20 protein-coding genes are annotated in these 15,483 nt (G+C 60.2%); 15 read left to right on the top strand and 5 right to left on the bottom strand.

Annotated features, from left to right (window positions below):
- Nucleotides 1–111 precede the first annotated feature (111 nt).
- Complete coding sequence (locus L861_RS01595; protein WP_021029075.1) at nucleotides 112–702, top strand: helix-turn-helix domain-containing protein; 591 nt, start codon at nucleotides 112–114, stop codon at nucleotides 700–702.
- 15 nt (nucleotides 703–717) lie between these two features.
- Complete coding sequence (locus L861_RS01600; protein ID WP_016414783.1) at nucleotides 718–1,119, top strand: TfoX/Sxy family protein; 402 nt, start codon at nucleotides 718–720, stop codon at nucleotides 1,117–1,119.
- A gap of 12 nt (nucleotides 1,120–1,131) precedes the next feature.
- Here L861_RS01600 and L861_RS01605 read toward each other — a convergent pair whose 3' ends face one another.
- The 5 genes from L861_RS01605 to L861_RS23440 all read right to left on the bottom strand — a co-directional run bounded on the left by L861_RS01605 (nucleotide 1,132) and on the right by L861_RS23440 (nucleotide 6,476).
- Nucleotides 1,132–1,509, bottom strand: a complete 378-nt coding sequence (locus L861_RS01605) for a VOC family protein (protein WP_016414784.1) — start codon at nucleotides 1,507–1,509, stop codon at nucleotides 1,132–1,134.
- A gap of 150 nt (nucleotides 1,510–1,659) precedes the next feature.
- A complete protein-coding gene (locus L861_RS01610; RefSeq protein ID WP_016414785.1) occupies nucleotides 1,660–2,931 on the bottom strand; it encodes an NAD(P)-binding domain-containing protein in 1,272 nt (423 codons plus the stop codon).
- Between the two features lie 41 nt (nucleotides 2,932–2,972).
- Nucleotides 2,973–3,533 carry an OsmC family protein gene (locus L861_RS01615; protein WP_016414786.1) on the bottom strand — a complete coding sequence of 187 codons (561 nt, stop codon included), beginning with the start codon at nucleotides 3,531–3,533 and terminating at the stop codon, nucleotides 2,973–2,975.
- Between the two features lie 130 nt (nucleotides 3,534–3,663).
- Nucleotides 3,664–4,248 (bottom strand): DUF4242 domain-containing protein, encoded by a 585-nt coding sequence (locus tag L861_RS01620; RefSeq protein WP_016414787.1) that lies wholly within the window; start codon nucleotides 4,246–4,248, stop codon nucleotides 3,664–3,666.
- Nucleotides 4,245–6,476 (bottom strand): ATP-binding protein, encoded by a 2,232-nt coding sequence (locus tag L861_RS23440; RefSeq protein ID WP_016414788.1) that lies wholly within the window; start codon nucleotides 6,474–6,476, stop codon nucleotides 4,245–4,247. The genes L861_RS01620 and L861_RS23440 overlap by 4 nt, the downstream gene beginning before the upstream one ends.
- Before the next feature lie 154 nt (nucleotides 6,477–6,630).
- On the opposite strand from L861_RS23440, the gene L861_RS01630 reads away from it, so the two are divergent.
- The 13 genes from L861_RS01630 (at nucleotide 6,631) to L861_RS01685 (ending at nucleotide 15,433) form a co-directional block, all read left to right on the top strand.
- Nucleotides 6,631–7,212, top strand: coding sequence for a carboxymuconolactone decarboxylase family protein (locus L861_RS01630; RefSeq protein WP_016414789.1), 582 nt, complete (start codon nucleotides 6,631–6,633; stop codon nucleotides 7,210–7,212).
- 65 nt (nucleotides 7,213–7,277) lie between these two features.
- On the top strand, nucleotides 7,278–7,640 hold the full coding sequence (locus L861_RS01635; protein WP_016414790.1) for a DUF6164 family protein: 363 nt from the start codon (nucleotides 7,278–7,280) through the stop codon (nucleotides 7,638–7,640).
- 15 nt (nucleotides 7,641–7,655) lie between these two features.
- Nucleotides 7,656–8,291 (top strand): class I SAM-dependent methyltransferase, encoded by a 636-nt coding sequence (locus L861_RS01640; RefSeq protein ID WP_016414791.1) that lies wholly within the window; start codon nucleotides 7,656–7,658, stop codon nucleotides 8,289–8,291.
- A 197-nt stretch (nucleotides 8,292–8,488) separates the two neighbouring features.
- Nucleotides 8,489–10,225, top strand: a complete 1,737-nt coding sequence (locus L861_RS23445; protein WP_016414792.1) for a T6SS phospholipase effector Tle1-like catalytic domain-containing protein — start codon at nucleotides 8,489–8,491, stop codon at nucleotides 10,223–10,225.
- Nucleotides 10,218–10,814 (top strand): DUF2931 family protein, encoded by a 597-nt coding sequence (locus L861_RS01650; RefSeq protein WP_016414793.1) that lies wholly within the window; start codon nucleotides 10,218–10,220, stop codon nucleotides 10,812–10,814. Before L861_RS23445 ends, L861_RS01650 begins: the two co-directional genes overlap by 8 nt.
- Nucleotides 10,815–10,960: 146 nt before the next feature.
- A complete protein-coding gene (locus L861_RS01655) occupies nucleotides 10,961–11,557 on the top strand; it encodes a DUF2931 family protein (protein WP_016414794.1) in 597 nt (198 codons plus the stop codon).
- A 1-nt stretch (nucleotide 11,558) separates the two neighbouring features.
- Nucleotides 11,559–11,705, top strand: coding sequence for a hypothetical protein (locus L861_RS24655; RefSeq protein WP_016414795.1), 147 nt, complete (start codon nucleotides 11,559–11,561; stop codon nucleotides 11,703–11,705).
- Nucleotides 11,698–12,291 (top strand): DUF2931 family protein, encoded by a 594-nt coding sequence (locus tag L861_RS01660; protein WP_016414796.1) that lies wholly within the window; start codon nucleotides 11,698–11,700, stop codon nucleotides 12,289–12,291. Before L861_RS24655 ends, L861_RS01660 begins: the two co-directional genes overlap by 8 nt.
- Before the next feature lie 27 nt (nucleotides 12,292–12,318).
- Nucleotides 12,319–12,942, top strand: a complete 624-nt coding sequence (locus L861_RS01665; protein WP_016414797.1) for a CDP-alcohol phosphatidyltransferase family protein — start codon at nucleotides 12,319–12,321, stop codon at nucleotides 12,940–12,942.
- A 58-nt stretch (nucleotides 12,943–13,000) separates the two neighbouring features.
- Nucleotides 13,001–13,630 (top strand): lysophospholipid acyltransferase family protein, encoded by a 630-nt coding sequence (locus L861_RS01670; protein WP_016414798.1) that lies wholly within the window; start codon nucleotides 13,001–13,003, stop codon nucleotides 13,628–13,630.
- Between the two features lies 1 nt (nucleotide 13,631).
- Nucleotides 13,632–14,567, top strand: coding sequence for a phosphatidate cytidylyltransferase (locus tag L861_RS01675; RefSeq protein ID WP_016414799.1), 936 nt, complete (start codon nucleotides 13,632–13,634; stop codon nucleotides 14,565–14,567).
- 162 nt (nucleotides 14,568–14,729) lie between these two features.
- Nucleotides 14,730–14,909 (top strand): hypothetical protein, encoded by a 180-nt coding sequence (locus L861_RS01680; RefSeq protein ID WP_016414800.1) that lies wholly within the window; start codon nucleotides 14,730–14,732, stop codon nucleotides 14,907–14,909.
- 275 nt (nucleotides 14,910–15,184) lie between these two features.
- Nucleotides 15,185–15,433 carry a hypothetical protein gene (locus L861_RS01685; protein WP_051149282.1) on the top strand — a complete coding sequence of 83 codons (249 nt, stop codon included), beginning with the start codon at nucleotides 15,185–15,187 and terminating at the stop codon, nucleotides 15,431–15,433.
- Nucleotides 15,434–15,483 lie beyond the last annotated feature (50 nt).

Here is a 15,483-nt window from a genome sequence, read left to right on the forward strand (position 1 = left end):
AAGATAAAATTCTCTTATGGTGGAAATGCGCCGGTGCTCCATTTGGGAGAACAGTGCAACAGGGCGCCTGCCACGGGCAGCGCCTGTGTATTGGTATAGAGGAGTGGCAGGGTGAACGACAGAACGACAGAGGTTTCCTCCTCCGGTGACGTTGGCAGCCAGGGACTGTCGAGCCGGGTGGTCGAACTGCGCAAGAGGCGCGGCCTCACGCTGGAACAACTGGCGGCGGCCTCGGGCGTGAGCCGCTCCATGCTCAGCCAGATCGAGCGCGGGCGAGCCAACCCTACCCTAGCGGTGACGCTGCGCATCGCCCGGGCCTTCGGGCTTAACATTGGCGAGCTGGTCGACCAGCCCTGGGCAGCACCGCGTATCGAGGTAGTGAGAAGCGATGATGCCAACCAACTGTTCCGCGACGATCGAGAGTGCCGCATCCGTACGCTTTCCCCGCTGCATCGGGAAAAGCACGTGGAGTTCTACGAGATACGCCTCGCCCCGCTGGCACGGCTGCACAGCGCCCCACACTTCGAGGGTACCCGCGAGTTGCTGACCATCACCGAAGGGCAGGCCGTCGTCCAGTCCGGCGACCAACGCTGCGAGCTTGGTCCCGGCGACTCGGCCCACTACCATGCCGACCTCGAGCACACCATCGAGAACCTGGGGAGTACGGAGCTGGTGTGCTTCCTGGTGGTGACCTATCAGTAAAGGGGCTGTCACGACATGGCACTCGGACAGGTGCCGCCGTCACGGGAGTTGACACTATCGGGGGCTGGGATGAGCGAATACACGGACTATTTACGCGATGTCTTCGAACTATTCGGGCCGATTACGGCACGCCGAATGTTCGGTGGCCATGGCATCTATCACGACGGCCTGATGTTTGCGCTGGTCTCCGACGAGACACTCTACTTGAAGGCGGATGATGTGAACGTCGGCGACTTCGAGCAGGAAGGACTCGGTCCTTTCGAGTACGACAAGGGCGGCAAGGTAATACAGATCGCCTACTACCAGGCCCCGGAAGAGATTTTCGAGGATCGCGAACTGGCCGCCGACTGGGCGCGCCGCTCGTTCGATGCTGCACTGCGCGCCCAGGTAGGCAAGCGGAAGCCAGCCAGGAAATGAACTGATTTGTCTCTATCCTGCCGCTTCGTCGACCTGGAAGATGCCGAAGGTGTTGCCCTCGGTATCGAGGCAGTAGCCCTGCCAGCAACGGCCGGGCACGGCAAACTTGGGCAGGGCGACTTGCCCGCCAAGTCGTGCGACGTGTTGGGCCGTCTCGTCGAAGTCATCTACCTCGAACGAACAAACGAAGGCGTTGGTTCCATATTCGGTCGGTGGCGTTTGCGCTGGACGCTGGAGCAAACCGCCTCCCGTTCCTCCGGTATCGATACGCCAATATTCGAGGGGTAGTCCCTCGACCTTGTCGAACTGCCAGCCGAAGAGCGTGCCATAGAAGCTTACCGCCCGCTGGGTGTCATCGGCCTGGATCTCGAAATAGAAGTGTCCGCTCATGTTTCCTCCAAGGCAGTTTCCGAAACGTTGCGCGGTGACGACATGTGCCATTCGGTATCGCTGTCATCCGAACCTCAAGGATAGCGGGTATCGAGAGAAAAGCGGCGCCTTCCGGCGCCGCTGCACGTCAGTGAACTGGGGTGCACTTCATCATGCAAAGGTCACCGATCGTTGCCTCGTTGTCACGCCGGCATGGTGCTGGCCATCGAGGTAAGCGGCGAGATGGGCGCTGAGTTCCCTCGTATCGTCATCGGCTCCATGGATGAAGCTCGATTTACGACGACGCATGAACGGCAGTCCCAATACGTACAGCCCCGGTGCGTCGATCACACCGCCATCATGGCAGAGCTGCCCCTTACGATCGAACACCGGCACATGCAGCCACGAGTAGTCGGGCTTGAAACCCGTGGCCCAGACCACGGTGCGGATCTCGCCACTGGCGAGATCGAGACTTAGACGTGGCGCGTCCGGTACCCGGGTCGGCGGAAACCGTTCTGGTGGATCCACTTCGTCGTCCATGCCGCTCTCGCGTGCCCATTCATCAATGGCGTCGAGCAAGCGCCCCAGTTTGAGATCCGCCGCCCTGCAGTGGCCGCGCAACGCGCCGGAAAACTGCAATTTGCCGTCGCGAAGCCCTGCCAAACGGCCGACCAGGCTGACGCCCCGTTCGCTCAGTGCATTCAGATCGAGAGTCGAGTGATCCGCACTGCCCACCAGTTGTGGCGAAGGTACGCGCCTGGCGCGACCGATATCGTCCACTTCGTCGTAGCGCTGGTCCAACAGCCCGGCAGCCTCCATCCACCACTGAATGTCCCGACCTCGGTAGCGCCGCGGCATACGTACGTGTTCGCCTACTGCCAGTGTCACCGGGCGCCCGGAACGGTGGATTTCATCCGCCAATTGCAGGCCGGTGGCGGAGGCACCTACCACCAATACACCACCGTTCTGCAATTGATTGGGGTTGCGGTAATCCCTAGGGCTCACGCTATCGACGAACGACGGCAGTTCTTCGGCCAGAGCGGGGATCGCCGGAAGATTGAAAGCCCCGCTGGCAATCACGACCGCCCGGCACTGCCAGTCCCCTTGGTCGGTGACGACACGATAGCCGTTATCCGCAGGCTGGACCGACAACACGGTGGTGTCGTTATGTACCGGTGCCGACAGTTGCCGTGCGTATTGACGTAGCACGTCGACGACTTCCGGCATCGTCATGAAGCCTTCCGGGTCGGGCCCCGCATAGCGGAGCCCGGGAAGCCGACATTGCCAGTTGGGCGTCAACAGCCGCAGTGAATCCCAGCGTTCGTGGCGCCATGAATTGGCCACTTCACCACGCTCCAGGATCACGTGGTCGATACCACGTTTACCGAGATAGTGGCTCATGGCTAGCCCGGCGTGGCCTGCGCCGATGACCACGACGGTCACGACGCGGGCCGGGCAGCACTGTGGATATCGAGTCCCGTCGATCACTTCACATGCACCGCAACGTTGGTGGGGTTGGTGAGGATGTCGTAGACGGCCGAGCGCTTCTGGGACTGGGCCACTAGCGCCTCGATCTCTTCCTGAGTCGCGTCGGCGTCGATCTCGAAGGTGACCTTCACCTCGTCGAAGCCGTTGCGAACGTCACTGTCCATACCCAGGATGCCTTGGATATCCATGCTGCCTTCCACCAGGGCCTTGACCGAACGCAACTGAATCTCACGGTTCTGAGCGACAGCAGCGATGCCAGCGGTCAGGCAGCCAGCGAGCCCGACCAGCACGCACTCCACCGGGGTGGGGCCATGGTCTTCGGAAGCGAAAACTTCGGGGTGGTCCGTATCGAAGACGAAGCGGGTCTTGTGGTGCTGCTCCTCGCCCAGGCCATGGTAACCCTCGATGCTGGTCCGGCTATGGGTGCCATTGACCCAGTCACAGCTTGCGCGCCAGGTGAAGCGGGCGGCTTCGGGGGCTTGCGCTAGTGCTTCGCGGGCGCCCAGCAGGGCGGTGACATTGACGCCATTGTTTACTTCGATGGTGGTGCTGTGCATCGCTATTGCTCCTCGAGGTATTGTCGTTGTCATGACCGGTGGCGGAGGGTTTCCGAAGCGGTCAGGCACGAGCATGCGCCCCACACGTTGAACCCAGCGTGGAAGCGGACGTGGTATTTCAGCGGGAGTGTTAAACGCGAGCGTTGTCGCCGGGAAGGATCGGCTGGAAAGCCCAGACACGATCCATTGGCATACCGGCCTGATGCTGGGCCAGGCGAACCGACTCGGCGTCGGGCGCCTGGTAGAGGCAGATCATTCGCTTGCCATCCAGCGAGAAGTAAGTACGCACGAACCGTACCCGATGATTTTGCAGGCATGCCGATCCGGCGTCCTCGAGGGCCTGCACTTGCTCGAGGCTGACGCGTCGCGAAAAGGAGCGTTCCACCAGCACGTTGGCAACGGCCAGGACCTCTGGCGTCAGGCCCGGAGCGTCATGCACCGTACCAGGCCACAAGTGATTCCCCCCAGCGCCAAGCCGTTGCAGGATGGCCTGCATGTCGACGTCCGATCCCAGTTGACGCAGGGCTGTCCTCGTCGATTCCGCATCGGGAGACTGGAAACGGCAGACCATGCGCCGACCGTCTTTCGCCAGCAGGCTGCCTTGCCAAGTGACCCGATGCAGGTCGAAGCAACCGCCGATGTGCTGCATGACCGCGATCATGGTGTCCGCAGTCAGAGGCGTTTCGAAGTGTCGTTCGAGAAAGACATCGATCATGCTTCTTTCCCTTGCTCGGTACCGTCCACCAGGCGAGAGGTGAGGCACCGGGCCCATTGGGCGACCGGTGCCTGATCGAATTCGGCCACGGCCGACATATGTCGTTGGTGGGCGGCGAAATCTCCGGTCGTCCGATAGGCCTCGGCGAGCACATGATGGGCCAGCATCAGTTCGGTGTTGCGTTCCAAGATCTGCGCATGCGCCAGTGCCTCTTCCGCATGCGTCACAGCATCGTTCAGGCGGCCTCGCTGCATGTCCAGCAGTGCCGCATGGGTCAGTAGGTAGGCTAGACGGTGCTTGGCATCGGCGTTGCGCAGGTCTTCCAACGAGGCGGCAAGCGAAACCGGGTCATCTTCGACGGCATAGAGGCATAGGCCGTGGGCAGCGTGTGCAAACGGCGCCTCGCTACCGTCGCGAAGCTTGGCGCCAATCTCCATCAGTGCGGCGCAGCGTGCTCGGGCCGAGTCATAATGGGCGCGCACGAAGTCGATCATCATCAGGTACTCATTGGCCTGAAACTCACTTAGACGGTCTCCGCTGGCCTTGCATAAGGTGCGCGCCTCCTTGAAATGCTCTTCGGCGGCGCCCAAGCGGTTGTCATGAAATTCCAACAGCCCAAGAGCCATGGGGATGGCGGGATGATTGATCCGTTGCCTCGCGGCAAGCGTTTGCGCTTCCGCTAGCATGGCTTCCGCCTGGTCCAGGTCGCGTTCCAGCATGGCCAGGCACTTCGCCGTCTCTGCCATGGCGATGATCTGCTCACTATCGTCGGCGCTGCGTGTCACCCGTTCGGACTGGAGTGCCTCTTCGCGTGCGTCCGCCCACTGGCCATGGGCCCAGCGTACGTGACTGGCCAATTGATAGCCGAGTCGGGCATGGGCAAGGGCACCGTGTTCCAGCGCACATTCGGCCAGCGTCACCAGTTCTTCAGCGGTGGCTTTCCAGTCATCCACCGGGGCGGCGCTGAGCATCACGTCGCGCAGTTCCAGGAGTAGGCGCACGCGCCGGGTACCGGACAGGCGTTCGGCCATGTCGATGCCCTTGTGGGCGAAGCGCAGGGCTTCTTCGTTGGCGAAGAAGCGTAGACAAAGGTGGCCGGCGACGACCATGGCTTGGGCCGCCAGCAACGGGTCACCACTCAACTGGGCATGGTGCTCCAGATCGGCCGTGTGTTCGAGATCAAGAGCGGGGTCCTGAATCAGTATTTCGGCAATCCGGCGATGCATGAGCTGGCGCCGAACCGGCGCGATCTCCTGGTAAGTGTGCTGGGCCAGCCGCTCGTCGGAAAAACGCAGCCCATGTTCGATGGTCTCCAGCAGGTTCAGTCGCTCGGCTGTCTCAAGGGCTTCGCCGATACGATCGGCATCCAGCCTGGTGACGCGGCCAAGCCAGGCGGCATCGAGACAAGGAGTGAGAACGGCGGCCCAGTGCAGCACGTCTCGCACGTCGTCATCGAGGTGGGCCGCGTGGTCGGCGGCAAGAGGCGGGTGTGGCGCCGAGACCGTTCGTCTGGTTGAGTGACGCCACGTATGATGGAGCTCTCCTGTGGGGGCAACGCCTGCTTCCTTTAGCATACGAATGCCCAACTGATATTGCTTTTCGGCCTCCTCGCGGCGGTTCAGGGCCAACAACAATCGGATCAACCTGGCGCGCACCGTCTCGTCATAGGGTGCCAGTCGTACGTGGGAGTGGGCGTGGGGCAAGGCTCGATCGGGTGTATCCACCAGGCGCTGAATCAGTGCCGCTAGCAGCGTCGTTTGGATTCGAGAAGCCTGCTCTCGCTCAGCCAGGCACCAACTATGAAAATCGTGGAATCTCGACAGATCGAGGCCTTCCAGAAAAGGGCCCCGATAGCGTCTTGCCGCCGTTTCCAGCGCCTCGGTGGAAGCCTGTTCCACGCCTTGCTCGACCAAGGTCCGCAGGGTCATGACATCGATGTCGATATCTGTGGTATCGATTCCCGCACAGAGCCGGTCAGCGACGATACGCGTGCGGCCCGGCTCATCCACCAGCCGGCGTAGCTTCGACAAGCTCCAGCGCAGTGATCCACGAGGGTCGTCAGGCAATTCCCACAGTAAGTCACACAGATGCTCACGACTGAGAGGGCGTGTGTGCAGCGCGAGGTAGGCCAGCAGTGCGCGGGTCTTCTTGGAAGGGGGAAGGGGCAACACTTGGCCATCACGTACCACTTCGAGATCGCCAAGGAAGTTGAGGGTTAGCGCACTCATCGCCTACGCCGTGTGAAAGAACATTTCACAGTATAGCTAGAGGGTAAAAAACCACGCTGACTACCACGGTTGCTTCCTCGGGCATGACGGATTCTCAGATGCCAAAGGCAGTCATCGATGGCATGAATTCTCAATCCGAACGAGGGGAGTCGCAATGTCCTTCATCCACACCATTCCGCCTGAGCAAGCCTCGGGTGAGTTGCTCGAGATGTACCAGCGTCAGCAGGCTCACTTCGGGTACTTGCCCAACTACGCCAGGATCTTCTGCCATCGGCCCGAAGTCTTGGCAAGATGGGCGGCCTTGCTGGCAGCCATTCGACGCCATGTCGAACCCCGGCGTTTTGAATTGGTGACGCTTGCCGCTGCCCAGGCTCTGGGAAACGCCTATTGCTCACTAGCCCATGGCAAGGCACTGGCGGAGTTGCTCGGCACGGAAAGTGTTCAGGCCATCGTCGATGATACCGAGCCAAACCCACTGACCGCAGCGGAGCGGGCAATGATGGCGTTTGCGCGTCAGGTGGCACACGATGCCAGCAACGTGACTGCCAGCGACGTCGACCGGCTGCACTCGCACGGCTTCGCTGACGACGAGATATTCGATATCGTCGCGGTGGCAGCGGGACGAGCCTTCTTGACCAAGATACTGGATGGCCTGGGCGCCGAAGTGGATTCTGCTCTGTTGGAGATGGATGCCGAGCTGCGCGAAGTCCTGATATGGGGCAGGTCGGTATCATGAACGGTTAGCGTTGGTATGGCATCCGGGATAGCATCGGCACCATAAACCCAAGCCCGAGGGTGCCGATGGCGGTATTACTGTTCAAGCTCAGCGATGTGCCGGAGGAAGAGGCCGAAGACGTCCGGCAGTTGCTGCGCGACCACCACTTCGATTTCTACGAGACCAGTGCCGGGCGCTGGCGATTGTCGGTTGCCGCCATTTGGCTCTCGGACGAGTCCCAGGCGGCGGCTGCCAGGGCAGTGCTGGATGAATACCAAACCGAACTCTCTGCCCGCGTTCGCCGGGAGTTCGCCGAATTGGAGGCACAGGGCAGGGCGCCGACACTATGGCGCTCATTGACGCGACACCCGATACGTTTTCTTTTCTTCACCGTGGCCGCCGTCCTGGTGTTGGCGTTATCGATCCTGCCGTTTCTCAGCTTGTACTGACCACGGGACTCGTCCATGACGCAACATCGATACGATTCCCTGCGCCACGAGTACGCGAAACTGGCACCGCATTACGACATCCGCTGGAAAACTTATATCGACGCGTCGGTCAGAGAGGCACGTCGTAGTCTGCTGCTGGCCGCAGGCGATAGCGTGCTTGACATCGGCTGTGGAACCGGGGTGCTGCTGGCCGAGTTGGCACGTGAAATACCAGGAGTACGGTTGGCCGGTATCGACCTCTCCAACGAAATGCTGGCGATCGCCCGTCGCCGTCTCGGCACGGATGTCGAACTGAAAGAAGCGTCCGCCGAAGACTTGCCCTTTGGTGACGCGACGTTCGATGCCGTGGTATCGACTAGTGTCTTCCACTACATCCGTGAGCCTCAGCGTGCCTTGCAGGAGATGCGCCGGGTCCTGAAATCAGGAGGACGTTTGGTTATCGTCGACTGGTGCGACGACTACCTGACGTGCCGCGTTTGCGATGCGTTTCTGCGAATCTTCGATGCTGGGCATTTCCGCACCTATCGCAGCGATGAACTTTGCGAACTGCTTGTCGATGCGGAGTTTTCAGACGTCAAGGTCGAGCGTTACAAGGTTAGTTGGCTATGGGGAATGATGACCGCCGTGGCCAACCGTCCCGATCATTTGTGAACACCCTCCAAGGAAGCGCTGTATAAATCGACGGGCAGCGTGAAGCATAGGCGTATCAGCACCTCGCACACAGCGCCGTGTTATGCGTCATTAGCCATTGCGTTGTAGGAAATTGGCTATTGTCCAGAGCGTGGGAAAAGATAAGCTAATAAAGATTATTCAAAAGCACGCTGCACATAAGTACGTCAGGGATGATCATGGATCTCAAGCGACGCTGGGACGTCAAGGACGTCGACTTGCCCTTCATCGAATCGCCTGTCTTTGCCAAAAGCAAGGTCGAGCGTGAGCTGTCGGGGATGCGTTACATCAGCAGGGAAGCGCTCAGCCAACTCTATGAAAAGGCTGGCGGTAGCCGCTACTCTTATGTGGACGACCGCACGATGATCAAACGCATCATCGAGGCGGTGGCCGATGGAGACTTGTACCTCGTCCTCAACAACGGTTTCGAACGCCTCTCCAGCCCCTTGGTCGAATGGGACGGCCAGCAGTGGCGGGCGCGCTCCTTTGGGTTGACAGAGATGGGCGCCCAACACCTAGTGGAATCGAAACTCCCACGCCTCAATGCGCGCGGCCTGGGCCCGGGCGAAGTGGCGGCTCAGCGCGTCGGCAGCTGGGGGGTGACCCGCCCGGCATCTGCACCACTCCCCAAGCGCACGCCGGAGCCAGTGGTTCCCGAACCTTCTGAGGAGACGCGCACCTTGCAAATCGGGGTGTTCTTCGATGGTACCGGCAACAATATGGCCAACGACCGGCGCCTGACCGATCGCGATATCACCAATGTGGCCAAGCTGCGTGACCTGTACCGCTACGACGGCGACGATGGCGATTACCATCGCGTTTATATTCACGGCGTGGGCACCATCACCGGCCTTGAGGGCGAGGATGGCTTCGTGGCTCCCGAAAGCACCATCGGCCTGGCGCTTGGCCTCGGCGCGGAAGGTGGCCATGCGCGGATCGAGCTGGCCTTGCAGCGTGTTCGCCGGATACTCAAGGCCAACGAGGGCGCCGAGGTGGTGTTCGATGTGTTCGGCTTCAGCCGTGGCGCGGCGCTGGCGCGGCACTTCGTCAATCTGATTCACCGCTGGCCGGACTTTATGTCGATACCGGATGCCTACCCCCGTACGCCAACATCGCATATCCCGGCCCGCCATATCCTGGGCTTCCCAGACATGCCGCTCGCCGACCGGCAGGTGCGCTTCGTGGGGCTGTTCGATACCGTGGGCAGCTTCTACTGGCCCGGCAACGATGACGACGGCGATTTCGACCTGTACATGGCGCCGGGCAGCGCGCGGCGGGTCGTGCATCTGACCGCCCATCACGAGATTCGCCACAACTTCCCGCTCAGCAGCATTGCCGATGCCCTGGGTAATCATCCCGGCAACTTCGCCGAACTCGCCCTGCCCGGCGTGCATGCTGACGTGGGTGGCGGCTACGAGAACCCCGAGGTGGACTTCGCCAATTACGAAGAGTTTATCGTGCGGCGTCGAGGAGGGCTGGGGCTCAACGAACGCACCATCCGCCTGGCCCAGATGGATGCTGAGAAGCGCGGCTTGACCATTCGCGTGGAGTACCCGGACGTGGTCGAGATCGAACGGCGTGCCACACGCAAGGAGCTGGCCATCTACGCCTTGCACCAGATGCATCGGGAAGCGCAGCAAATGCGTGTACCGCTACGAGATATGGATGATGCCGACCCGGACCATGCCATCCCCGCCGAGCTGCAGGCGATCATCGACGCCTGGGAACGGGAAGGCATGCGGCGCAAGCGGCCATGGATGCTCGACGTGTCGCGCGAGCGCTTCGCTGGTTATATCCATACCTCGCACCGCCAAGAGAGCTTGCCGCATGCGCCGGAGCCTTCCGGTGTGCGCCAGGTGTATCCCAACGTGTCGCGCCGTTCGTACCTGCCGGCACGGGAGGTGCAGGATGCTTAAGCCATGGCGATATGTTTTCCGGCTGGGGCTGCTGGCTCTGCTGCTAGTACTCACCGCCTGCGAGGCAGAGCCCCAGCGTTATGAATTCGCGCTCGGTGCCAACGGTGGCCCCACCGGGTGGCCGGTCTGGGTAGAAGAACTGACCTTCGATCACACATGGTCATCGCCAATGGGTAATCTAGGGGGAGGGTTCGATATTCGTCCCCCTCGCAGTGGCTCAGCCAATATATTGGCGCACCCGGTGCCTGCTCCTAAGTCGATGCAGGCGCGCTGGTTCTCCTACCGCACCCAGACGTTTTACGAAATCGACCTGGAACTGCCGGATACGGAGGCCTTGTTACGCCAGTGGTACCGCGAGTATCCGCCGCCGAAGTACGAGCATGACCTGCTTGTCGGCTTCTCCGGCAAGGGGGAGGTCTACGTATGGTGGCAGGCCTGGTGCAGTGAGTGCAGCGATCGCAGCCAGGACTTTCACGCGCCGATCGTCGAGTCGGCGTATGGCGAAGAGGCTGAGGGTGACCCGGTCCGCTATCGCAACCGAACCCAGGAATATATCGATGAGGGCGTGATGCCCTCGCCGTGGCAATGATATGACTGACGCATTGAAGCAAGCCGGCAACACGTCCGTCTCGCACCACCAAGAGAGCCTGGCGCATGCGCCGGAGCCTACCGGTGTTCGCCAGGTGTATCCCAACGTGTCGCGCCATTCGTACCTTCCAGCACGGGAGGTGCAGGATGCTTAAGACATGGCGATATGTTTCCCGGCTGGGGCTGCTGGCTCTGCTGCTGGTGTTCACCGCCTGCGAGGCGGAGCCCAGGCGTTATGAGTTTGTCGTACAGCCGGTTGGTGGGCCACGCGGATGGCCGGTATGGGTTGAGAAACTGACCTTCGATCATACGTGGGAGACGCCAGTGGGAAATTTAAGCGCCGGCTTCGAGCATCGTCCTCCACGCAGCGGATCATTCAACGTATTGGCACACCCTGTAGTCGCCCCCCAGTCGATGCAGGCTCGCTGGTTCTCCTACCGCACCCAGACGTTTTACGAAATCGACCTGGAACTGCCGGATACGGAGGCCTTGTTACGCCAGTGGTACCGCGAGTACCCGCCGCCGAAGTACGAGCATGACTTGATCGTTGGCTTCTCCGGCGAGGGTGAAGTGCTCGTATGGTGGCAGGCCTGGTGCAGCGAGTGCAGCGATCGCAGCCGGGACTTCCACGCGCCAATCGTCGAGTCGGTGTATGGCGAAGAGTCTGAAGGCGATCCATCCACCTTTCGCAGCCAAACTCAGCGGCGGGTGGATGAGGGGATAATTCCCTCGCCGTGGCAATGATATGACTGATGCATTGAAGCAAACTGGCAGCTCGTCCGTCTCGCACCGCAAGGAAAGCCATGCGCCGGAGCCTTCCGGTGTGCGCCAGGTGTATCCCAACGTATCGCACCATTCGTACCTACCGGTACGGGAGGTGCAGGATGCCTAAGCCATGGCGATATGTTTCCCGGCTGGGGCTGCTGGCGCTGCTGCTAGTACTCACCGCTTGCGAGGCGGAGCCCAGGCGCTATAAGTTTTCACTCGGTGCCAACGGCGGCCCTACCGGGTGGCCGGTATGGGTAGAAGAACTGACCTTCGATCACTCATGGTCGTCACCGGTCGGAAATTTGGGAGGAGGGTTCGACATCCGGCCGCCTACCGGTGGAAAAACCGCCATCTTGGCACACCCTGTAGCCGCCCCCCAGTCGATGCAGGCGCGCTGGTTCTCCTACCGCACCCAGACGTTCTACGAGATCGACCTGGAGTTGCCGGACACGGATGCCTTGCTACGCCGGTGGTATCGCGAGTATCCGCCATCGAAGTACGAGCATGACCTGATCGTCGGTTTCTCCGGTCAGGGCGAGGTCTACGTATGGTGGCAGGCCTGGTGCAGCGAGTGCAGCGATCGCAGCCAGGACTTCCACGCGCCAATCGTCGAGTCGGCGTATGGCGAAGAGGCCGAAGGCGATCCGAATTGGTATCTCGAGCAAACCCAAGAGTACATCGATGAGGGCACGATGCCTTCGCCGTGGTAAATAACAAGATGCAGGGAAAACGTTTCCATGATCTCCGTCTATCGACTCAAGCCGCGTTTCCAGAACCTTCTGCGCTCCAGCGTTCGGCGCCTGTTCGAAAAGGGGGTTACGGCCAACCAAGTCACCGTGGGTGCTTGTCTAGGTTCACTTCTGGTCGCGGCTCTCGTTGCAGGCTTTGCCAGTCATCATTGGCTATATGCCCTAATCCCCCTCTGGATGTTGTTGCGCATGGCGTTCAACGCCATCGACGGCATGCTCGCCCGTGAATTCGGTCAGAAGAGCCGATTGGGCGCTTACCTCAATGAGCTCACCGATGTCATCGCCGATAGCGCACTGTATCTGCCGTTCGCCCTGCTACCGGGGGTGAACTCGCTATGGGTGGGGCTGGTGGTAGCGCTCGCGATAATCAGTGAGTATGCCGGAGCGCTCGGGCCGATGATTGGCGCTTCGCGTCGTTACGATGGACCGATGGGCAAGAGCGACCGGGCGCTGTGCTTCGGTGTACTGGGAGCGGGCGTCGCCACCGGCTGGTTACCACTGGACTGGATCGATTGGCTGCTGATTGTGATCGCCGTACTGCTGCTGGCCACCTTGCACAACCGTGTTCGGCAGGGCCTGGCGGAGGTAGAGAAACAATCGGCCAAGGAATAGGGATATGTGGTGAGCCAATCCTTACTCGTATCTACTAGTCAATAAGAAGAGAAGCTCCATGCTAGAAACCCTCGTCGCCTATAGCGTCATTGCCGGCGCCCGAGCCGTCACCGGGATGCGTAGCTTATGGCTGGGCACTACGCCGATAGCAAGACAGCGCATCTATTATGCCAACCATGCCAGCCACGGTGATTTCGTCCTGCTGTGGGCCTCTCTGCCGCCAGCACTGCGCAAACATGCCCGGCCGGTGGCCGGTGCCGACTACTGGGGCAAGGGAACGTTACGCCGCTTCTTGATCGACAAGGTATTCAAGGGTGTCCTGATCGATCGCCAGCGCACTGATCCCAGTCGCAATCCACTGGAGCCGATGTTCGAGGCCTTATCGGCGGGAGACTCGTTGATTCTGTTTCCGGAAGGCACTCGCAATCTCGATGATGAAGTGAAGCTTCTGCCATTCAAGAGCGGCATCTATCACCTGTCCAAGGCCCATCCACAGGTCGAGTTGGTGCCAGTGTGGATCGACAACCTCAAGCGGGTGATGCCCAAGGGAAAGGTCCTGCCACTGCCCTTGCTGTGCACCGTTAGCTTTGGTGCACCGCTGACGGTCGGGGAAGACGAAAGCAAAGAGGCATTTCTCGACCGCCTGAGCCAGGCGTTGCTGGAACTGGCACCAAAGGAGGAAATCTGACATGGACCAGCATACCGTGATGCTCTTCGCCGGCATTGGCGGCTTACTAGTGCTGGCCTCGCTGGTAGGCTTCGTGCTGAAGTGGCGGGCCGGACCCGATTCGAACGCGGTGATCGACAACCTCAATGCGCGAATCAACGCGTGGTGGGTAATGGTGGCGGTCATCGGCTCAGCATTCCTGCTTGGCCAAACGGCGGTGATCCTGCTGTTCTACGGCGTGTCGTTCTATGCCCTGCGCGAGTTCATTACCCTGACACCGACCCGGCACAGCGATTATCCAGCACTGGTTGCTGCGTTCTACGCCGTCCTGCCGGTGCAATACCTGCTGATCGCCTTCAACTGGTACGGCATGTTCTCGATCTTCATTCCGGTATATGTGTTTCTATTGCTGCCGACCCTGGCTTCGCTGGGAGGCGATACCACACGCTTTCTGGAACGGGCGTCAAAAGTTCAGTGGGGATTGATGCTGGCGGTATTCTGCATCTCTTTCGTCCCCGCCTTGATGACCCTCGATATTCCCGGTTTCGAAGGCCGCCACCTGCTGTTGATCGCTTATTTGGTGATCGTCGTGCAGCTTTCCGATGTGCTGCAGTACGTTTGCGGCAAGCTGTTCGGCAAGCGCAAGATCGCACCGAACCTGTCACCCTCGAAAACCGTCGAAGGCTTCGTCGGAGGCCTTGCCTTGGCGACCCTGATTGGAGCAGCACTCTGGTGGATCACCCCGTTCACCCCCTGGCAGGCCGGCCTGATCGCGTTGCTCATCAACCTGCTGGGATTCTTCGGTGGACTTGTGATGTCGGCAATCAAGCGCGATCGTGGCGTGAAGGACTGGGGGCACATGATCGAAGGCCACGGCGGTATGCTCGACCGCTTGGATTCAGTGTGTTTTGCGGCTCCCATTTTCTTCCATGTGGTGCGCTATTGGTGGGTACGCTAGAGCGATGACGACCATGTCTTAGGTACGGAGGACACCTATTCAAGCGCTCAACAGTAAGCAGTCGCTATCTGGAGACATTTTCGCTGAGCCCCCCCATTCGCTAGAATGAATAGACTACCTGCATAGCACGAAAGTCTATAATCAAAGCGAAAAGGATCATTCATGTATAAGCCCCTACTAGTTCTGAGCGTTGCGCTGTTGTCAGCGCTGCTCATCGCTGGCTGCAGCTATCAGCCGGCGCGTATCAAGTCCGAACCGCTGATCGTGATCGATGATGACCGTGGTGGGCATCACGGTGGCGGCTTTTGCCCACCTGGCCAAGCCAAGAAAGGCAATTGCTGAGGTCAAGTTTCATGTGGCCTGACCTGCACGAGGGCATGCCAGTGGCGTGCCCTTGATGGTTAAAGAGGGGGTTTGTCGGAAGGGAAGTGAAATTGCGCAATTATTGCGCATTGTGTGCTGGGTAGTTTTCCAGCATGCGAATATACTGTAAAAAAACACTGTTCGAATTGCCCGGTGCCTTGAGGCACGCTGCCTGACACGGCACATAAGAAGGCAACCGATGGGAAGCGCAGGGGACAGGAGTTATTTCCATGATCCTCGTGAGGCATTCATTGATGAAACGTTCCATACGGCTGATTACCTTACTCGTTGCGTTTAGCAGCGTGCTGTTGATGGCCGGCTGTAGTTACAGTCCCGCCCGGATCACGCCGGAACCGCTGATCGAAATCGATGGTCACGGTGGTCACTCTCACCACAGTCGCCGCTACTACTACGATGATGACGATTGGGACCATGATCATTACTACGAAAGACGCCGCGGTGGATTCTGTCCTCCGGGGCAGGCGAAAAAAGGGCGCTGCTAGCGCCCCAATTGGCATCGGCCGCTGGCTGGCGTATGGTGAAAGGGTACAAA

Source organism: Litchfieldella anticariensis FP35 = DSM 16096 (genome assembly GCF_000409775.1).
In the GTDB taxonomy this organism is placed as follows: Bacteria; Pseudomonadota; Gammaproteobacteria; order Pseudomonadales; family Halomonadaceae; genus Litchfieldella; species Litchfieldella anticariensis.